Below are 16,817 nucleotides of genomic sequence, written 5' to 3'. Positions count from 1 at the left end.
TTTTTTTAACAAAAAAAATAAGATGGCAATTGTCCCTGCTTACCGACCTGTAAGATCTACAATAAAGGTATCAAACAATGCATGGTTTTTATTTTCTGAATTTTTGTTAGAAACCGTGTAGTATTCTCCTTTTATAATAAAACTAAAAGGATTTTTTTCGATTACAATTTTTAAAAAACCACGCCTGTTGTCGCAGTAGTTTTCCAGATGGACCTGATCAAACAGGGGGCTTTCTGTATAATATTCCGGATCTGTGGGATCTGCCAATGTATGCAGCTCTTCAAAGCCACCGGCTCCTGCAACTACAAAAGGAACGGTTTTGCCATCTAGGTATTGTTTGTTAAATCTTTGGTAGTTGTGTACGTGACCACTAAAAACAATATCAGGTTTTACACCTGCTTCTTCAAAAGCAGATTCCAGAAACTCAATCATGTTAGGGCTCGATCCATGATTAAAGTCGGCCGAGTAAGGTGCATGATGTAAACAAACAATAATGGCCTTTTCTGAACTGAATTTAGCAGCATGCTGAAGTTCTTTTACAAACCAGCTTCTTTGTTCTTTTTTTATACAGCCATATTTAGGGACATTGGTATATAGGCCTATTATGGTTGCTAAGCCGGCTTCCATAGTCCAGTAAACATGAGGTTGGATCTGACTTTTACGGTGTTTGTTATTTCCAAAATGTATTGTTTTTGGACATGTATTGCAAAAGGTAGTATAAAAAGCTTCTAAACTTTCATAAGCCTCCTTACTTTGTGGATTCACATCACTGTCATGGTTTCCGGCAATAGCATAGATAGGGGCAGGGTATTGTTCAAAAGGAGTTAAGAATTGTGTATCGTATTGTTCTGCTTCTCCATAGTGATATACAATGTCGCCGAGATGGTATAGGAAGGATGGCTGCTCGTCAGGTGTTGAATTCAGATATTGAGTTGTCATTTGATTTACAACAGTCTGTTGTAAATCAGATTTGCCTATTCCAGCTGTGTCGCCTACCATATGGAAAACAAGTTTCTCATCATTGTGAATAGGGTCAACTTTTAGTCGATACGGATAACTGCCAGATGGTTGTGGCAAAGACTGGAATTTATGAGCATCATCAATTTTTTCTGTTTTTAAAACAGCGCTATATAAAACTTTTGTACTGATCATAACCATTTGCTTCTGATTACAATAAAGTTAAAGGCTTACTATTAAGGTATTGTTAAGTAATTGATAATTGCTAACTATTTTGGTTTTAGAGTCAACTGTAATTTCTGTGTAATTTAAAGAGAATAAGTTATATAGAAGATTGCACTTGTAACATTAAACTGATTTTATTCTCTAATTTTGAAATCGAATTTTGATAATTTATATGAAACGCATCATCTTTATGGCAGCTCTGGTACTAGGCTTGAGTGCTTGCGATAACACTAAAGTACGGTTGAGAGCTCCTGAGACAAATAGTAATACTGTTTCAACCGAAGTGGCAGTAAAGCCGGACACTGTTACAAATAATTCTTTGCAAAAAGATTCTGTTATTTCGGACTGACATAGGGCTGTCAATATAGCTTGTAATTTTGTCTTAAGAATTCAGGAAACCTGAATGACTAATAAATTATATATTCATTAAGATGGAAACTCAAGTATTAAGATCCTTCCCTGTTATAGGGATTAAAGTAAGAACCAGTAATGCCGAAGGAAAGGCCTCGATAGACATTCCTGCACTCTGGGAAAGATTCTGGACAACAGATGTCGCTGCAAAAGTGCCGGGACGAATAAATAATGATATTTATAGTGTTTATACTGAATATGAGGGAAATTACACCCAGCCATATACTACATTGATTGGTTATAAGGTTGAAGATCTTGATTATATACCTGAAGGATTAACCGGAATAATGATAAAAGAAGGGACCTATCTGAAATGTACTGCAAAGGGTAAGCTTTCAGAAGGGATTGTTTTTGATGCATGGACCGATATCTGGAATTCTCAGATATCCCGTGCTTATACTACTGATTTTGAGGTTTATGATGAACGATCAGGTAATCCGGATGCTGCCGAGATAGACATTTTTTTAGCGGTAAGACCATAACTTTTTATTAAGTTTGAAAGTACTAACTTTTAAACTTATGATAAAATTGAGTAAATCAACAGGCTTGCTGATGTTTGCCGGAAGTGCATTATTTCTGACAGCATGCAGCAATTCTGAAGTTAAACAAGAGCTTCAGTCAGGAATCATCCTTAAAAATATGGATACGACTGTTGTCCCGGGTAATAATTTCACTGATTTTGTGAATGGTGCCTGGATGAAAAATACAAAAATCCCTTCAGATAAGGCTCGTTATGGTGTAATGGACATGATTAATGATCAAGCCCAGGAAGATGTAAAAGCATTGATAGAAAATGCTGCTAAAAGTGAAGCTAAGGATGGTTCGGATGAACAAAAGATTGGTGATTACTATGCATCATATATGGATATGAAAACCAGAGATGCTATAGGTTTAAGCCCTTTGGATGCTGAATTCAAAAAAATTGATGCATTATCTTCAAATAAGGATCTGGCTGGCTATTTTGCTTATGCAAATAAAACAGGTAGTAAAATTCCTTTTAATCTGGGGGTAATTGAAGATTTTAAAGATCCTAAAAAATATATGTTATACACCTGGCAAGGTGGTTTAGGTTTGCCAGACCGTGATTTTTATTCTTTAACAGATGCGAAGTCAAAAGAGATTCGTGAAAAGTATGTTCAGCATATTGAAAATATGCTTAATCTGGCGAAGATTTCTGATGCAAAGATCAAAGCCGCACAGATCATGGCACTTGAAACTTTGTTGGCTTCTAAACAAATGAAAAAGGAGGAAACAAGGAATATGGTAGGCTTGTATAATAAATATGCTGTTAAAGATCTGGGCACATTATTATCTGGTTTTGACTGGAATACTTTATTAAATGATGCAGGAATAAAAAATCAGGATAGTTTGGTGGTTACTCAGGTGGCTTATACAAAAGCCCTGAGTGCGATATTGAAAAATACACCCATTGATACCTGGAAAAATTATCTGAAATGGAGTGTAATCACTGATGCGGCATCATCTTTAAACTCAGAATTGGATAAAGAAAATTTTGAATTCTATGGCAAAGTCTTGAAAGGTATAAAAGAACAGAAACCACAGTGGCGCAGAGCGGTTGATGTAGTGAATGGTAATTTAGGTGAGATCGTAGGTAAACTATACGTAGAGAAACATTTTTCACCTGAAGCAAAAGAGCGTATGTTAAAGCTTGTGGGGAACTTGTTAAAAGCCTATGAAACCAGCATTAAAGAACTGGATTGGATGAGCCCTGAGACCAAAAAGGAGGCTTTGGTTAAAATTAGTAAGTTTACACCTAAAATTGGTTATCCTGATAAATGGAGAGATTATAGCTCATTAAAAGTGGCTAAAAATGATCTTTATGGTAATAATGTACGTTCTGCAGAGTTTGAATATAACAGAACCATTAACAAATTAGGTAAGCCTGTAGATAGATCGGAATGGGGTATGACGCCTCAAACGGTTAATGCTTACTATAATCCTACTATGAATGAAATTGTATTCCCTGCTGCTATTTTACAACCTCCTTTTTTTGACATGAAAGCTGAAGATGCTGTAAATTATGGTGGAATTGGCGCTGTAATTGGTCACGAAGTGGGACATGGTTTTGATGATCAGGGTAGTACTTTTGATGGTGATGGAGTAATGCGTAACTGGTGGACAAAGAAAGACAATGAAGAGTTCAAAAAAAGGACGGCTGCGCTTATTGCACAATACAGTGGATTTAAAGTATTCCCGGACTTAAATGTGAACGGTGACTTTACTTTAGGCGAGAATATTGGTGATCTTGGTGGCTTAACTATCGCTTTGAAAGCTTATAATGCAAGTTTGAATGGTAAGCCTGCTCCGGTTATGGATGGCTTTACAGGAGAGCAAAGGGTATTTATTGGCTGGGGACAGGCATGGTTAAGTAAATCTACTGATGAAGCTTTAAGAAACCAGGTTGCAACTGATCCACATTCTCCTGCGCAATTCAGAGTAAATGGTGTAGTAAGGAACATCCCTGAGTTTTATACAGCATTTAATGTAAAAGCAACTGACTCCTTATATCTTGCTCCTGAGAAACGAGTTAAGATTTGGTAAGGTTATTTATCACATAAAAAATGTCCCAAATTGCATGCAATTTGGGACATTTTTTATGGATAGTATTTTTGAACTTATTCTTCGTATAAAGTTGTTCTATTTATATTTTAGCTGTTAATATAGGTTTCCAATTGTGTTATAGTTTGTTTCTGATCCTCTATGATAAATTTAACCATATCACCGATAGAGACCATAGCTAATAACTGATTGTTTTCCATTACAGGTAAATGTCTGATGTGTTTCTCCGTCATAATTCCCATGCAATAATCAATGCTGTCTGAAGGTAATACTGTAATCGGATTAGCGGTCATAACCTCATTTATAGCCGTATCCGCAGAAGATTTACCATGTAAAACAATCTTTCGGGCATAATCTCTTTCCGTAAAAATCCCCTTTAATTCAAGTCCATCAAGGATTAGAAGAGCGCTAATGTTTTTCTCCATCATTACTTTCAATGCGTCTAATACAGAAGTTTGCTGTGTTACCGAATGAAGTTGAACGGATTTGGTGCTGAGTAATTGTTTTACAGTCTTCATAAGAGGTTCGTTTTTAGCTAATTAAATTTAATGAAAAAAACGCAAACTTACAATAAGTAAAAAAAATTAATTGAGTTATTAAATTATAGCCAGAATCTCTTCTACATAAGTACGGTCATTCGCTAATCTTGGAACTTTATGTTGCCCCCCCAGTTTACCTTTTGATTTTAACCAGTTGTAAAAAGTGTTTGAAGGCGCAATATGGACCTTTGGTCTTCGTAAAGCAAGATCTTTAAAACGTTTTGCATCATAATCTGAGTTGACCTCTCGTAGTGTCGTATCAAGAACATCAACGAATTTCTCAAAATCATTTGGCTTCTGGTCAAATTCAATAATCCATTCATGACCACCTACTTCTTCACCTTTAAAGTATATAGGACAGGCAGTGTAGTCTTTAAAAACGGCATTGGTTTCTAGACATGCTTTACAAATAGCCTGCTCTGCGTTATCAATAATAACCTCCTCACCAAAAGCATTGATGAAATGTTTGGTGCGTCCTGTGATTCTTATACGGTAAGGAGAAAGATTTGTAAATTGAACTGTATCACCAATCATATATCGCCATAAACCTCCGTTGGTAGAAATTATAATGGCATAGTTCTTATTTAGTTCTACTTCATCAAGAGATAAAGTGCGGGCATGTTCGTCCGCAATATTTTCTAAAGGCAGAAATTCATAGTAAATACCATAATCCAGCATCAATAGCATTTCGTCTGAGTTTACCTCATCTTGTATGCCGAAAAAGCCTTCTGATGCATTGTAGGTTTCCAGATAATACATGTCCTTACATGGAATTAATTCCTTGAACTGCTCTCTGTAAGGTTTAAAGTTAACTGCACCGTGGATGTAGAGTTCCAGGTTGGGCCAGACTTCAAGTAAATGTTTCTTGCCAGTCATCTCCAACACTTTTTTCGCCAGTACGATAGTCCATGTCGGAACGCCGGCAATATTAGTCACATTCTCTTTGATGGTTGCTTCGGCCATTTTCTCCATTTTATCTTCATAATTGTCCATCAGGGCAATAGAGATATTTGGCGTTCGGTAGTACTCGGCCCACATTGGAAGGTTTTTAATCAATACAGCTGATAGATCACCATAAAAAGAATCTTCGTTGAGTTGATTGATCTGGTGACTTCCTCCTAATACCAGGCCTTTTCCGGTTAGAATTTGGTTGTCTGGGCGATTATTGCAAAAGATAGAAAGCATATCTTTTCCACCTTTAAAGTGACATTCTTGTAGTGACTCTGCAGAAACCGGGATGAATTTACTTCTGTCGCTGGTAGTCCCTGATGATTTAGCAAACCATTTAATTTCTGATGGCCAAAGAATATTTTGTTCACCTTTAAGCATCCGCTCAATATAAGGCTTTAGTGTATCGTAATTTTGTATTGGTACTCTTTCTTTAAATTGCTGGGGGCTAAGGATAGATTGGTAATCGTATTTTAATCCCCATTCTGTATCCTCAGCACTAGATATGAGTTTATGAAACCACTCTTCTTGTACATCATGAGGATATTTCATAAAAAGCTCGATCTGATGAACTCGCTTTTTCATATACCAGGTGAAAATTGAATTTACAATTGCCATGCGCTATATTTTGAATAAGGATTATAAGTTTTTCTTGCGGAGTACGAAATTTGAGCCGAGATACACTCTTCTAACCATTTCGTTCGCAGCAAGTACTTCAGGGGTGCCTGATTCGAGTATCTTTCCTTCAAAAAGAAGATAAGCTCTGTCTGTAATAGATAAGGTTTCCTGAACATTATGATCGGTGATCAATATACCGATGTTTTTTTGTTTCAGCTTAGCTACAATCGTTTGAATTTCCTCAACAGCAATTGGGTCTACTCCTGCAAATGGCTCATCAAGTAAAATAAAATTAGGGCTTGCAGCCAGTGCTCTTGCAATTTCTGTTCTTCTTCTTTCTCCTCCGGAAAGCAAATCTCCACGGTTTTTACGTACTTTATGTAAACTGAATTCAGTGATTAGTTCTTCCAGTTGTTCATGACGTTCTTCTTTGCTCATCTTGGTCATTTCTAAAATGGCCATTATATTGTCTTCAACTGAAAGCTTTCTGAAAACTGATGCTTCTTGTGCCAGGTATCCGATTCCTTTTTGTGCCCTTCTATACATAGGATCCTTGGTAATATCCTGATCATCTAAAAAGATGGTGCCTTCATTGGGTTTTATCAATCCCACGATCATATAGAATGAGGTTGTTTTTCCGGCTCCGTTTGGTCCCAGCAGACCCACAATTTCTCCCTGACTAACATTAAATGAAACGTCATTAACGACTGTACGTTGTTTATATTTTTTAATCAGATGTTCAGCTCTTAATATCATTTATAATTACGATTTACGAATTATGTCTGTTGATTTGCTCAATCTAGTTTAATTCCTTTAATATTTAACTGCAACCTTTTTTGTTCTTTCCACACATTTTCTTCAATAGTATAACAAATTGAAAAAGGCTTGTTTGGTTGTAACAGTAAAGCATACTCTTCTGCCATTCCAAATCCGATGCAGTCAAAAATAGCGGAATTTTGTTGTTTTACAGATAATTTTAAATGTTTTGTCCCAACAACAAAGGGCTGTCCTACAAAAGTTACACCATTGCTTATAAAAACAGGAGTAGGATTGTGTGGACCAAAAGGTGCCATTTGGGCAATGATCCGCTGGAATTTCCCATCTATTTGTGCAAGATTAATTTCATTGTCAATCTTGATTTCAGGAGTAAGCAGATCATCTGTAATAGTAGCTCTAACTTGTTCCTCGAAGCGATTTGTGAACTGATCAATGTTTTCAGGCTTCATGGTTAAACCGGCTGCAAACTTATGACCTCCGAATTGTACAAGGAGGTCATTACAGGCTAGCAAAGCTTCATACAGGTCAAAACCTGCAACAGAACGAGCTGAGCCAGTTAGTAAGCCATTTGATTTGGTGAAAACCACTGTAGGACGATAATACGTTTCGGTAAGCCTAGATGCAACTATACCAATTACACCTTTATTCCAATCTTCATGATATACAACCGTTGTTTTTTTGTTGATCAGAATATTACATTCACCAATTAAAGCAAGGGCTTCAGCCGTAATGCTCTGATCTGAGTTTTTTCGATCGGTATTTTGAATGTTGATTATTAAACTTTGCTCTAATGCCAGATCACGCTCTGTGCATAATAACATTTTGACAGCTTGATTGGCATGATCCATTCTTCCTGCTGCATTAATGCGTGGGGCAAGGTTAAAAACCACATCAGTTAGGGTATAATCTTTATTTTTTCCGGTTATATCTATAAGCGCTTTCAATCCCATGCATGGATTAGTATTCAGCTTTATGAGTCCGTGATAAGCCAGTATTCTGTTCTCATCTTCTACAGGAACAATGTCTGCGGCAATGCTTACCATAACAAGGTCAATATATCTCTCGTATTGTTCTGCAGGTAAATTATGAGTTATACAATAGGCCTGAGCCAATTTAAATCCAATACCGCAACCAGCAAGTTCTTTGAACGGGTATGGACAATCATTCCGTTTTGGGTCAAGTACTGCCACTGCTGCAGGTAATTCATCCCCAGGTAAATGGTGATCGCAGATAATAAAATCAATAGACAGATCATTGGCATACGAGATTTTATCGACAGATTTTATACCACAATCCAATGCGATGATTAAGCTGAAACCATTTGTTTTGGCATAATCTATTCCTGTTGTTGAAATTCCGTATCCCTCTTTATGTCGGTCTGGTATATAATAATCTATTTGTTGGGTAAACTGACTGAAAAAGCTAAAGGCTAAAGCAACAGAGGTAGTTCCATCTACATCATAATCGCCATAGATTAGTATTTTTTCATTGTTTTTTAATGCCTTATCAATACGCTCAATTGCCTTATGCATGTCCTTCATAAGAAAAGGATCATGTAACTTGCTCATTTGAGGTCTGAAGTATTCACGGGCTTCATCAAAAGTCGAAACGCCTCTTTGAACTAATATTTGTGCTAAACTGGGGTCTATATTTAAATCTTGTGCAAGCAAAGTAGTTGTTTCCGGATTTGCCCGGATTGCCTGCACCCATCTTTTCTTCATTGTTATCTGTTTGTCTATTTTTTCATGCAGGTTCCATATCTTTGCAATGATTCGTAAATATATCATTTAATTTCTTCTAACTAATAACTACGACATTGCAAGTTTTCACTTTATACGAAGGTTCTTATTCTGTAGATATAAGCAAAAAGTTTGTCCCATTTAATCCGGAGACTGATGACCCTAAAAGCCGCCCGGCGTCTTTGTTTGTTCATATTCAGCCATTTCTGGTGAAGTTGAAAAACTCTCTGGTACTAATTGATACAGGATTGGGATATAGTAATGATAAGGGGCAGTTGATTTTACATGAGAATATAAGAAAAGCAGGCTTTGATCCGGATGATGTGGATTTGGTGCTGATGTCGCATTTACATTTTGATCATTCTGGCGGTATGGTTCACCATATTGGTGAAAAGATGGAGCTTAGCTTTCCACATGCCAATTATGTGATTCAACGTGGAGAGTGGGAAAGTGCTTTTACGAATAGCTCATCTTCATACAAAACTGAAATCTTTGAGTTCTTACAGCGTAACGCTCAATTAACTTTTATTGAAGGTTCGGGGCAGTTAACAGATGAGATTAACTATGAGCTAACTGGTGCGCATACACCTTTTCATCAGGTTTATTTATTGGATGACGGTCATGATAAAGTGTTTTTTGGAGGTGATGTCTTACCTGAGCCAGAGGAATTGTTACGTAAGTTTATTGCGAAGTATGATTTTGATGGAAGGAAAGCGATGGAGCTAAGGGAAGAATTTGGTAAAAGAGCAGCAGCAGAGAACTGGAATTGTTTGTTTTATCATGCGAAAACTAAAGCTACTGGTTATGTAAGTTTAACTGAGGGGCAGTTTCAGATCACCTAATCGGCAAGTTGAAGTTCTTTAAAAAGTTCTATTAATCGTTCTATAGAGAGGGGTTTAGAGATAAACCCTTTAACTTTTGAGAAGGTTTTTGCTTTTTCAATATCGTTTTCATAAACAGATGAGGAAAGCATATACATATCTATATTTTTAGAAATATGTAGTTCTTCATAAGCATGGAGAAACTCCCATCCATTTAAAATAGGCATATTGATATCTATCAAAATTAAATCAGGAAGGTCTTCCTGATTTGTTGAGCTTTTTAAATGGTCAATAGCAAGTAAGCCATTTGCTTTGGATACCATCTTTACGTTATAGCCTGTTTTTTCAACGATCTTATTAATGATAAAGATGTTAATATCATCGTCATCAATAACGAGAAGGTTAATTATATTATCCATCATAAATTTGTTTGGGTCCCTATCCAAAAATTGGTATCGACATAAAGTTATAAAATATGTCGGAAATTTGGTTTATATGACAAGGTTTTATTTTTTACTAAATACAGAAGGCTGTATCATTTCATTATGATACAGCCTTCTGTATGGTTAAGCTAAATAACTTTTTATTTTTTAGCTACCAGCTTAATATTCAATTCAAAATCATCATAGATCATTTTATCTCCAACATCAGGGAACATACCCTTAGATCTATATTTGATACCATATTTAGTGCGATCAACGATTACCTTTTCCGCAATTGCAGTTACAGAACCATCAGCATTCCAGATTACATTAGCAGGGAAAGTAATAGAATTTGTAATACCTTTTATGGTCAGGTCTCCTGTTACATTTACTTGTTTACCTGCGGGAACAACTTTCTTAATAACAAAAGTAGAAGTCGCAAATTTATCTGCGCCAAAGAAATCGTCAGCTTTTAAATGGCCTTCTAATCTTTCGCTTTTATCGGCGTCTTTAATTGTAGTCATGTTGATTACAAAGTTTCCTCCAGATAGGTTTTTGCCATCAAATAAAAGGCTTCCTGATTGTAATGCAATTGTACCATTATGGCTTCCTGTTACTTTTTTACCAACCCAGGTAAGTGTTGATTGTGTAGCATCTACTTTGTAGTTGATAGGTTTAACCGGGGCTTTAAAAGCAGAAGTTGCAATAACTATCATAAGTAATGCAAGGGATGTAAGTTTTAATTTCATTGTTTTAGATTTTGTTTTAAACTAAAAACCAGTCCTGGCCTTTTGATACATTTTATATGACAACAAATGTATCAAAAGGTTTGACTGGTTAAATTGATCTATGATATTTTTTTCGTTACCTAATTGTTAAGCTAAATCTTCCTCATAACTTTCAATTGGAGGACAAGCACAAACTAAAGACCTGTCTCCATATGAATCATTCACTCTACCTACAGAAGGCCAGAATTTATAAGCCGCAACATAAGGTAGTGGAAAAGCTGCTGTTTGTCTGCTATAGTTATGGCTCCAATCATTCCCCGTAACAACTGCGGCAGTATGTGGTGCATTTTTTAATGGATTATCTATCTTATCTAATTCAGCATTTTCAACTGTTGCTACCTCTTTTCTGATTGCGATTAAGGCATCACAGAAGCGGTCAAGTTCATGTTTTGGTTCACTTTCAGTAGGTTCAATCATTAATGTGCCGGCAACAGGGAAAGATACTGTAGGTGCATGGAAACCATAATCCATTAAACGTTTAGCAATGTCAACCACTTCAATTCCAAAGTTCTTAAAGCCTCTGCAATCCAGGATCATTTCATGCGCACAACGGCCGTTAGCTCCTGAGTATAACACTGGATAGTGCTGTTCCAAACGCGCTTTCATATAATTGGCATTGGTAATTGCATATCTTGTTGCATTAGTTAACCCTTCAGAACCCATCATTGCAATATAAGCATGAGAGATAATTAATATGGAAGCTGAGCCCCATGGAGCAGAAGATACTGCATGGATAGATTTCTCATTATTGATATCAACTACCGCATGCCCTGGTAAATAAGGAACAAGGTGTTTTGCAACGCCGATAGGGCCCATGCCAGGACCACCACCTCCGTGAGGGATACAGAATGTTTTATGTAAGTTTAAGTGACAAACATCTGCACCAATATAACCAGGGCTGGTTAATCCAACCTGAGCATTCATGTTTGCTCCGTCCATATAAACCTGTCCGCCATTTTCGTGGATGATGTTACAGATATCGATGATACTTTCTTCGAATACACCATGTGTAGACGGATAAGTAACCATTAAGCAAGAAAGGTTTTCTTTGTTTGCCTCTGCTTTTTCTCTTAAATCATCAACATCAATATTTCCATTTTCCAGAGACTTAACAATAATGATCTTCATTCCAGCCATTGCAGCAGAAGCTGGATTGGTTCCGTGAGCAGATGAAGGAATTAAAGCAATATTACGGTGATGATCACCACGATCCTGGTGATAAGCTCTGATTACCATGAGACCAGCATATTCACCCTGGGCACCTGCATTTGGTTGGAAACTCATAGCAGCAAAGCCAGTAATTTCACTTAACCATTTGTTTAGTTCATTGAATACATTATAGTAACCTAAAACCTGATCCGCAGGTGCAAATGGATGCATTTTACCAAATTCTGGCCATGTTACCGGAATCATTTCAGTCGTCGCATTTAGTTTCATCGTACATGAACCTAAGGCAATCATTGAATGACAAAGTGAAAGGTCTTTAGTTTCCAGTGACTTGATATAACGCAGCATTTCATGTTCAGAATGGTGCGAATTGAATACAGGGTGTGTTAAATAGTCAGATGTGCGTTGCAAAGCCGCAGGAATTACAGATGTTACGTTTTTATCTTCAATTTCTACTGCATCAGCTGCGATAGCTTTTACTTTAGCAAAGATTTTAGTAAGTAATTTGATATCTTCAAAGGAAGTAGTCTCATCTACTGCAATGGTAACAATGTTACCGTTGTAATGTAAGTTAATCTCGTTGTCTATACATTCTCTGTGTATCGAGTCAACTAAGCTGCCTAAATCTAATTGTATTGTGTCAAAATAAGATTTGTTTAGTTGTTTGTATCCTATTTTCTCTAGAGATGTAGCAAGAGTAACGGCAAGACCATGTGTGCGTTCTGCTATTAATTTTAAACCTTTAGGTCCGTGGTAAACAGCGTAGAAACCAGCCATAATAGCTAATAAAGCTTGTGCTGTACAAATGTTGGAAGTAGCTTTATCGCGGCGGATATGTTGTTCTCTTGTTTGCAATGCCATACGCAATGCATAGTTGTTATTACTATCGATTGTTACACCGATAATACGGCCGGGAATAGAACGTTTATATTCGTCTTTTGTAGCAAAATAGGCAGCATGTGGGCCACCAAAGCCCATTGGGATACCAAAGCGTTGTGTAGTACCTACGACAACATCCGCACCCCATTCCCCCGGAGGAGTTAATAACGTAAGGCTCATTAAATCAGCTACAACTGTAACCTTTACATTTTTAATGTGCGCATTTTGAGCAAAAGTTCTGTAATCAAATACTTCTCCATTACCAGCAGGATATTGGATAATTGCTCCAAAAAACTCTTCAGTAAGTTCAAATGACTGGTGATCACCAATAACCAATTCAATACCGTATGGATTTGCACGGGTTTTCAGGATGTCAATCGTTTGAGTGAATAACAATTCAGAAACAAAGAATTTTTTTGCTGTCTGGTTTTTACGCAAGCTGTATTGCATAAACATAGCTTCAGCAGCAGCGGTACCCTCGTCTAACAGAGACGCATTTGCAATTTCCATACCTGTAAGGTCAATGACCATAGTCTGGAAGTTTAATAGAGCCTGTAAACGGCCTTGTGCAATTTCTGCCTGGTAAGGCGTGTATTGTGTATACCATCCTGGATTTTCCATTACATTACGTAATATAACTCCCGGTGTAATGGTGTCATAATAACCCTGGCCAATATAAGATTTGAAAACTTTATTTAAAGAAGCTGTTTGTTTCAGTGCAGCCAGGTAATCAGTCTCAGATTTAGCTTTTGGTAAATTTAACGGCTGTTTTAATCTGATAGATTGTGGAACTGTTTGTTCAATTAGTTCGTCAACAGATTTTACTCCTATGGTGTTTAACATTGCATTGGTGTCCTGTGTGTTAGGTGCAATGTGACGGTCTTTAAAGTTCTCTTGGTAATGAATATTTAAGCTCATGCAGTGTATGAATAAAAAGTTGCGCAAAGGTAATAAAAAATACCCTTAGCTCCAGTCAAAAACACTTCATAAATAGGTAAGAATTAATAGGCTATTCGCCCACTACTGCCCAACCTTCCTTTTTATTATATTTTAATTTGTAGGTTTTGGTGATGAAATTGCTGCCCGTGTTTTTATCTTTATAGAAAACGGTAAAAGCATTTTGTTGTTTTTTAAGCATGATGGTTACTTTGGCAGTTTTACTTCGCGCCTTATCTAAAGTAGCAGGCTTATCCTTGTCTAACACATATTCCATTACTTTTACAGTAGCTTTGTTTTGCTCTTGCTTCAAAACGTAAGGTTTTGATTTGTCAGTCAACGTAATCATATAAACATAGGAACTATCTTTAGACAGGAACTTTTTCTTTTGCTTTTGTAACTGCATTTCAACATAACCATTGTTATTAAGTTCTTTGAATTTAGCCAGCTCGTCTTTATCTGAACCACTTTTGAACTTAATTTCTCCAAGATTTATCTTTTCAGATTCATAAACTGGGTTTGATTTTAAATAATCAGCAATGATGTCAGAAGCGGTCGACTGCTCCAAAACGGCATTGTTGCCACAACCGGTTATAAAAATCAGGAATAAAAGAAACAAAGGAATATGTGCTTTCATAGTTTATCTCTGATTAGTTCTTTAACCGTTGCAGATACATTTGTATGGTATTTTCAAGACCTAGGTATAAAGCATCGCTAATCAAAGCGTGACCAATACTCACTTCCAGAAGTTCGGGGATACTTTCTGCAAAATACTTTAGGTTATGTAAATCAAGATCATGTCCGGCGTTGATGCCGAGTTCAAGTTCATTCGCTTTAAGGGCTGCTGCTACATATGGTAGAATGGCTTTTTCTCTGTTACTGAAGTAATTTTGGGCATATGCTTCAGTATACAATTCAATTCTATCTGTACCTGTAAGTGCTGCACCTTCAATCATTTCTACTACTGGGTCAACAAAAATCGAAACCCTAATGCCGGCAGATTTAAAGAGGCCCACCATTTCCTTTAAATAATCTTTATGTTTTATAGTATCCCAACCATGATTGGATGTGATTTGTCCATCTGCATCTGGTACTAATGTTACCTGTGCTGGTTTGTTTGCTAATACTAAATCAACAAATTTCTGCTCTCTGCAATTGCCTTCAATGTTAAATTCTGTGGCAATCACAGCTTTTAAATCATAAACATCTTGATAACGGATATGTCTTTGATCAGGTCTGGGATGTACGGTTATGCCTTCAGCACCAAAGCGCTCACAATCTAAAGCTACTTTTACAAGATCAGGATTATTACCACCACGGCTATTGCGAAGCGTAGCTATTTTATTGATATTTACAGATAGATGTGCCATGCACAAATATAAAATAAATAACCTATGTCGATACGATCTCTGTTTGTTTTTGTAGTTCTGACTATCATTTGCAACTTAACCTATGCCCAGAATGGAGCAGCTTTTTTTAAAGGATATCCAGTAGTGGCGCATTCGGATACATTATTCTTTATTAAAAATAAATTAGGCTCTTTGTCGGCCGCCGAAAGAGCAGAAAGAACATCGGCGAAAGTTGAACAACTGGCTGAAGATCTATTATTTGTATCTGATTCTTTAATTACTGAACGTGATTCAAGTCTGATCGCAATTGCTTATAAAGGAAATGTCATGATGAGCTTATCTCAGGCTGATGCAGACTCTGTAAAGATGGATCGTGAAGTTATGGCCAAAGCTTATCAGGAAATTATCCTGAATAATATCGATAAATATAAAAAGGAGACTGATTTAACGGAGTTGTTGAAGCGTGCAGCGCTTGGTCTTCTTATCATTTCAATATTAGGAATGTGTATATACTTCCTGAATAAGTATTCGAATCGTTTTAATGCCTGGCTTCGGGTCAAGCTTCACGCAAAGATTTCAGGCTTTAAAATCAAGAATTATGAACTGATTAACAGCAAAACTGAAATGCTTATTATTCGTAAGCTGCTTAATCTCATCAAGATATTGGTAATATTTATTCTTGTCTATCTGACTTTACCTATAGTATTTAGACTTTTTCCATGGACCAAACCATGGAGTGACAGTCTGATTGGTTTTGTGCTTAATCCCTTGAAAAATATATTTAGCGCAATAATAGATTTTGTTCCTGATTTGATTACAATAGGTGTGGTTGTAATAGTGTTTCAATATCTTAAAAGGGCAATTAAATTTCTGGCAACTGAAATCGAAGCAGAAAGACTCAATATTAATGGTTTCTATCCTGATTGGGCAAAGCCAACATATAATATAGTGAAACTGATATTGAATGCATTTATGTTGGTCGTTATATGGCCATTTATACCTGGTTCAGATTCTGGAATATTTAAAGGAGTTTCTGTGTTTTTAGGACTATTGATTTCTTTTGGTTCATCATCTGCCATAAGTAATGGGGTGGCAGGAATGGTGATTACCTATATGCGACCTTTTAAAATAGGAGACATTGTGAAGATCGGCGATACAACAGGAGCTGTTCAGGAAAAATCATTGCTCGTAACTAGGGTGCTAACCTTTAAAAATGAACTGATTACTATTCCTAATAGTGCTATATTAAGTGGTAATACCGTGAATTATAGTAGTATGGCAAATCAGAATGATTTGATCATCCACACTACCGTTACCTTAGGATACGACCTTCCATGGAACCAGATTCATGAGTTGTTAATTGATGCGGCACTGGCTTCTGAAGGAGTGATTAAAGAGAAACAGCCTTTTGTATTGCAAACAGGATTGGAAGACTGGTACGTGTGTTATCAGTTGAATGCTTATATCAACAACCCTAAGCGGATGCCGGCTATTTATTCTGAAATTCATAAAAATATTCATATAGCTTTTGATGCCGCAGGGATAGAGATTATGTCGCCACATTACCAGGCTATCAGAGATGGAAACGCAAGTACCTTGCAGAATACTGTGGTAATGACTAAAGGGGAATCATAAAATGAAATTTTATGATATGTGACGAA

At 36.6% G+C, this 16,817-nt stretch carries 14 protein-coding genes; 4 read left to right on the top strand and 10 right to left on the bottom strand.

Annotated features, from left to right (window positions below; translation table 11 throughout):
• Nucleotides 1-39: 39 nt before the first annotated feature.
• Nucleotides 40-1,152 carry a metallophosphoesterase family protein gene (locus tag ABDJ41_RS13095; RefSeq protein WP_349786498.1) on the bottom strand — a complete coding sequence of 371 codons (1,113 nt, stop codon included), beginning with the start codon at nt 1,150-1,152 and terminating at the stop codon, nt 40-42.
• Nucleotides 1,153-1,613: 461 nt separating this feature from the next.
• On the opposite strand from ABDJ41_RS13095, the gene ABDJ41_RS13090 reads away from it, so the two are divergent.
• Both ABDJ41_RS13090 and ABDJ41_RS13085 read left to right on the top strand, forming a co-directional pair.
• Nucleotides 1,614-2,075 (top strand): GyrI-like domain-containing protein, encoded by a 462-nt coding sequence (locus tag ABDJ41_RS13090; RefSeq protein WP_349786497.1) that lies wholly within the window; start codon nt 1,614-1,616, stop codon nt 2,073-2,075.
• A 37-nt stretch (nt 2,076-2,112) separates the two neighbouring features.
• Nucleotides 2,113-4,155, top strand: a complete 2,043-nt coding sequence (locus ABDJ41_RS13085) for a M13 family metallopeptidase (RefSeq protein WP_349786496.1) — start codon at nt 2,113-2,115, stop codon at nt 4,153-4,155.
• A 107-nt stretch (nt 4,156-4,262) separates the two neighbouring features.
• Here ABDJ41_RS13085 and ABDJ41_RS13080 read toward each other — a convergent pair whose 3' ends face one another.
• From ABDJ41_RS13080 to recJ, 4 genes are all read right to left on the bottom strand, one after another.
• Complete coding sequence (locus tag ABDJ41_RS13080) at nt 4,263-4,691, bottom strand: CBS domain-containing protein (RefSeq protein ID WP_349786495.1); 429 nt, start codon at nt 4,689-4,691, stop codon at nt 4,263-4,265.
• A gap of 78 nt (nt 4,692-4,769) precedes the next feature.
• Nucleotides 4,770-6,278, bottom strand: a complete 1,509-nt coding sequence (locus tag ABDJ41_RS13075) for a GH3 auxin-responsive promoter family protein (RefSeq protein WP_349786494.1) — start codon at nt 6,276-6,278, stop codon at nt 4,770-4,772.
• Between the two features lie 21 nt (nt 6,279-6,299).
• Nucleotides 6,300-7,034: an LPS export ABC transporter ATP-binding protein gene (gene lptB / locus ABDJ41_RS13070; RefSeq protein ID WP_349786493.1), complete on the bottom strand. Its 735-nt coding sequence runs from the start codon at nt 7,032-7,034 to the stop codon at nt 6,300-6,302.
• 38 nt (nt 7,035-7,072) lie between these two features.
• The gene (gene recJ / locus ABDJ41_RS13065; protein ID WP_349786492.1) at nt 7,073-8,776 is read right to left on the bottom strand and encodes a single-stranded-DNA-specific exonuclease RecJ; all 1,704 of its coding nucleotides are present in this window, start codon (nt 8,774-8,776) and stop codon (nt 7,073-7,075) included.
• Nucleotides 8,777-8,871: 95 nt separating this feature from the next.
• Between recJ and ABDJ41_RS13060 the strand changes: the two genes are divergently transcribed.
• Entirely contained in the window at nt 8,872-9,636 is a 765-nt protein-coding gene (locus ABDJ41_RS13060) for an MBL fold metallo-hydrolase (RefSeq protein WP_349786491.1), read from the top strand.
• Here ABDJ41_RS13060 and ABDJ41_RS13055 read toward each other — a convergent pair.
• The 5 genes from ABDJ41_RS13055 to ABDJ41_RS13035 all read right to left on the bottom strand — a co-directional run bounded on the left by ABDJ41_RS13055 (nt 9,633) and on the right by ABDJ41_RS13035 (nt 15,177).
• On the bottom strand, nt 9,633-10,037 hold the full coding sequence (locus ABDJ41_RS13055) for a response regulator (RefSeq protein WP_349786490.1): 405 nt from the start codon (nt 10,035-10,037) through the stop codon (nt 9,633-9,635). The genes ABDJ41_RS13060 and ABDJ41_RS13055 overlap by 4 nt on opposite strands.
• 161 nt (nt 10,038-10,198) lie before the next feature.
• Complete coding sequence (locus ABDJ41_RS13050; protein ID WP_349786489.1) at nt 10,199-10,786, bottom strand: YceI family protein; 588 nt, start codon at nt 10,784-10,786, stop codon at nt 10,199-10,201.
• A gap of 126 nt (nt 10,787-10,912) precedes the next feature.
• Complete coding sequence (gcvP, locus tag ABDJ41_RS13045) at nt 10,913-13,789, bottom strand: aminomethyl-transferring glycine dehydrogenase (protein WP_349786488.1); 2,877 nt, start codon at nt 13,787-13,789, stop codon at nt 10,913-10,915.
• A 91-nt stretch (nt 13,790-13,880) separates the two neighbouring features.
• Nucleotides 13,881-14,444 (bottom strand): hypothetical protein, encoded by a 564-nt coding sequence (locus ABDJ41_RS13040; protein WP_349786487.1) that lies wholly within the window; start codon nt 14,442-14,444, stop codon nt 13,881-13,883.
• Nucleotides 14,445-14,457: 13 nt separating this feature from the next.
• Nucleotides 14,458-15,177, bottom strand: a complete 720-nt coding sequence (locus tag ABDJ41_RS13035; RefSeq protein WP_349786486.1) for a pyridoxine 5'-phosphate synthase — start codon at nt 15,175-15,177, stop codon at nt 14,458-14,460.
• Nucleotides 15,178-15,201: 24 nt separating this feature from the next.
• On the opposite strand from ABDJ41_RS13035, the gene ABDJ41_RS13030 reads away from it, so the two are divergent.
• Nucleotides 15,202-16,791: a mechanosensitive ion channel family protein gene (locus tag ABDJ41_RS13030; RefSeq protein WP_349786485.1), complete on the top strand. Its 1,590-nt coding sequence runs from the start codon at nt 15,202-15,204 to the stop codon at nt 16,789-16,791.
• Nucleotides 16,792-16,817 lie beyond the last annotated feature (26 nt).

Source organism: Pedobacter sp. ASV1-7 (assembly GCF_040203335.1).
Classification (GTDB): domain Bacteria; phylum Bacteroidota; class Bacteroidia; order Sphingobacteriales; family Sphingobacteriaceae; genus Pedobacter.
The sequence above is the reverse complement of the archived record's forward strand: the minus strand, read 5'-3'. Positions and strand labels throughout refer to the sequence as shown.

Bases quoted from the DNA above. Each gene is read 5' to 3' on its own strand.
- ABDJ41_RS13040 (WP_349786487.1), bottom strand. From the start codon at position 14,444: ATGAAAGCACATATTCCTTTGTTTCTTTTATTCCTGATTTTTATAACC.
- lptB (WP_349786493.1), bottom strand. From the start codon at position 7,034: ATGATATTAAGAGCTGAACATCTGATTAAAAAATATAAACAACGTACA.
- ABDJ41_RS13075 (WP_349786494.1), bottom strand. From the start codon at position 6,278: ATGGCAATTGTAAATTCAATTTTCACCTGGTATATGAAAAAGCGAGTT.
- ABDJ41_RS13085 (WP_349786496.1), top strand. From the start codon at position 2,113: ATGATAAAATTGAGTAAATCAACAGGCTTGCTGATGTTTGCCGGAAGT.
- gcvP (WP_349786488.1), bottom strand. From the start codon at position 13,789: ATGAGCTTAAATATTCATTACCAAGAGAACTTTAAAGACCGTCACATT.
- recJ (WP_349786492.1), bottom strand. From the start codon at position 8,776: ATGAAGAAAAGATGGGTGCAGGCAATCCGGGCAAATCCGGAAACAACT.
- ABDJ41_RS13030 (WP_349786485.1), top strand. From the start codon at position 15,202: ATGTCGATACGATCTCTGTTTGTTTTTGTAGTTCTGACTATCATTTGC.
- ABDJ41_RS13095 (WP_349786498.1), bottom strand. From the start codon at position 1,152: ATGATCAGTACAAAAGTTTTATATAGCGCTGTTTTAAAAACAGAAAAA.
- ABDJ41_RS13090 (WP_349786497.1), top strand. From the start codon at position 1,614: ATGGAAACTCAAGTATTAAGATCCTTCCCTGTTATAGGGATTAAAGTA.
- ABDJ41_RS13055 (WP_349786490.1), bottom strand. From the start codon at position 10,037: ATGATGGATAATATAATTAACCTTCTCGTTATTGATGACGATGATATT.
- ABDJ41_RS13035 (WP_349786486.1), bottom strand. From the start codon at position 15,177: ATGGCACATCTATCTGTAAATATCAATAAAATAGCTACGCTTCGCAAT.
- ABDJ41_RS13080 (WP_349786495.1), bottom strand. From the start codon at position 4,691: ATGAAGACTGTAAAACAATTACTCAGCACCAAATCCGTTCAACTTCAT.
- ABDJ41_RS13050 (WP_349786489.1), bottom strand. From the start codon at position 10,786: ATGAAATTAAAACTTACATCCCTTGCATTACTTATGATAGTTATTGCA.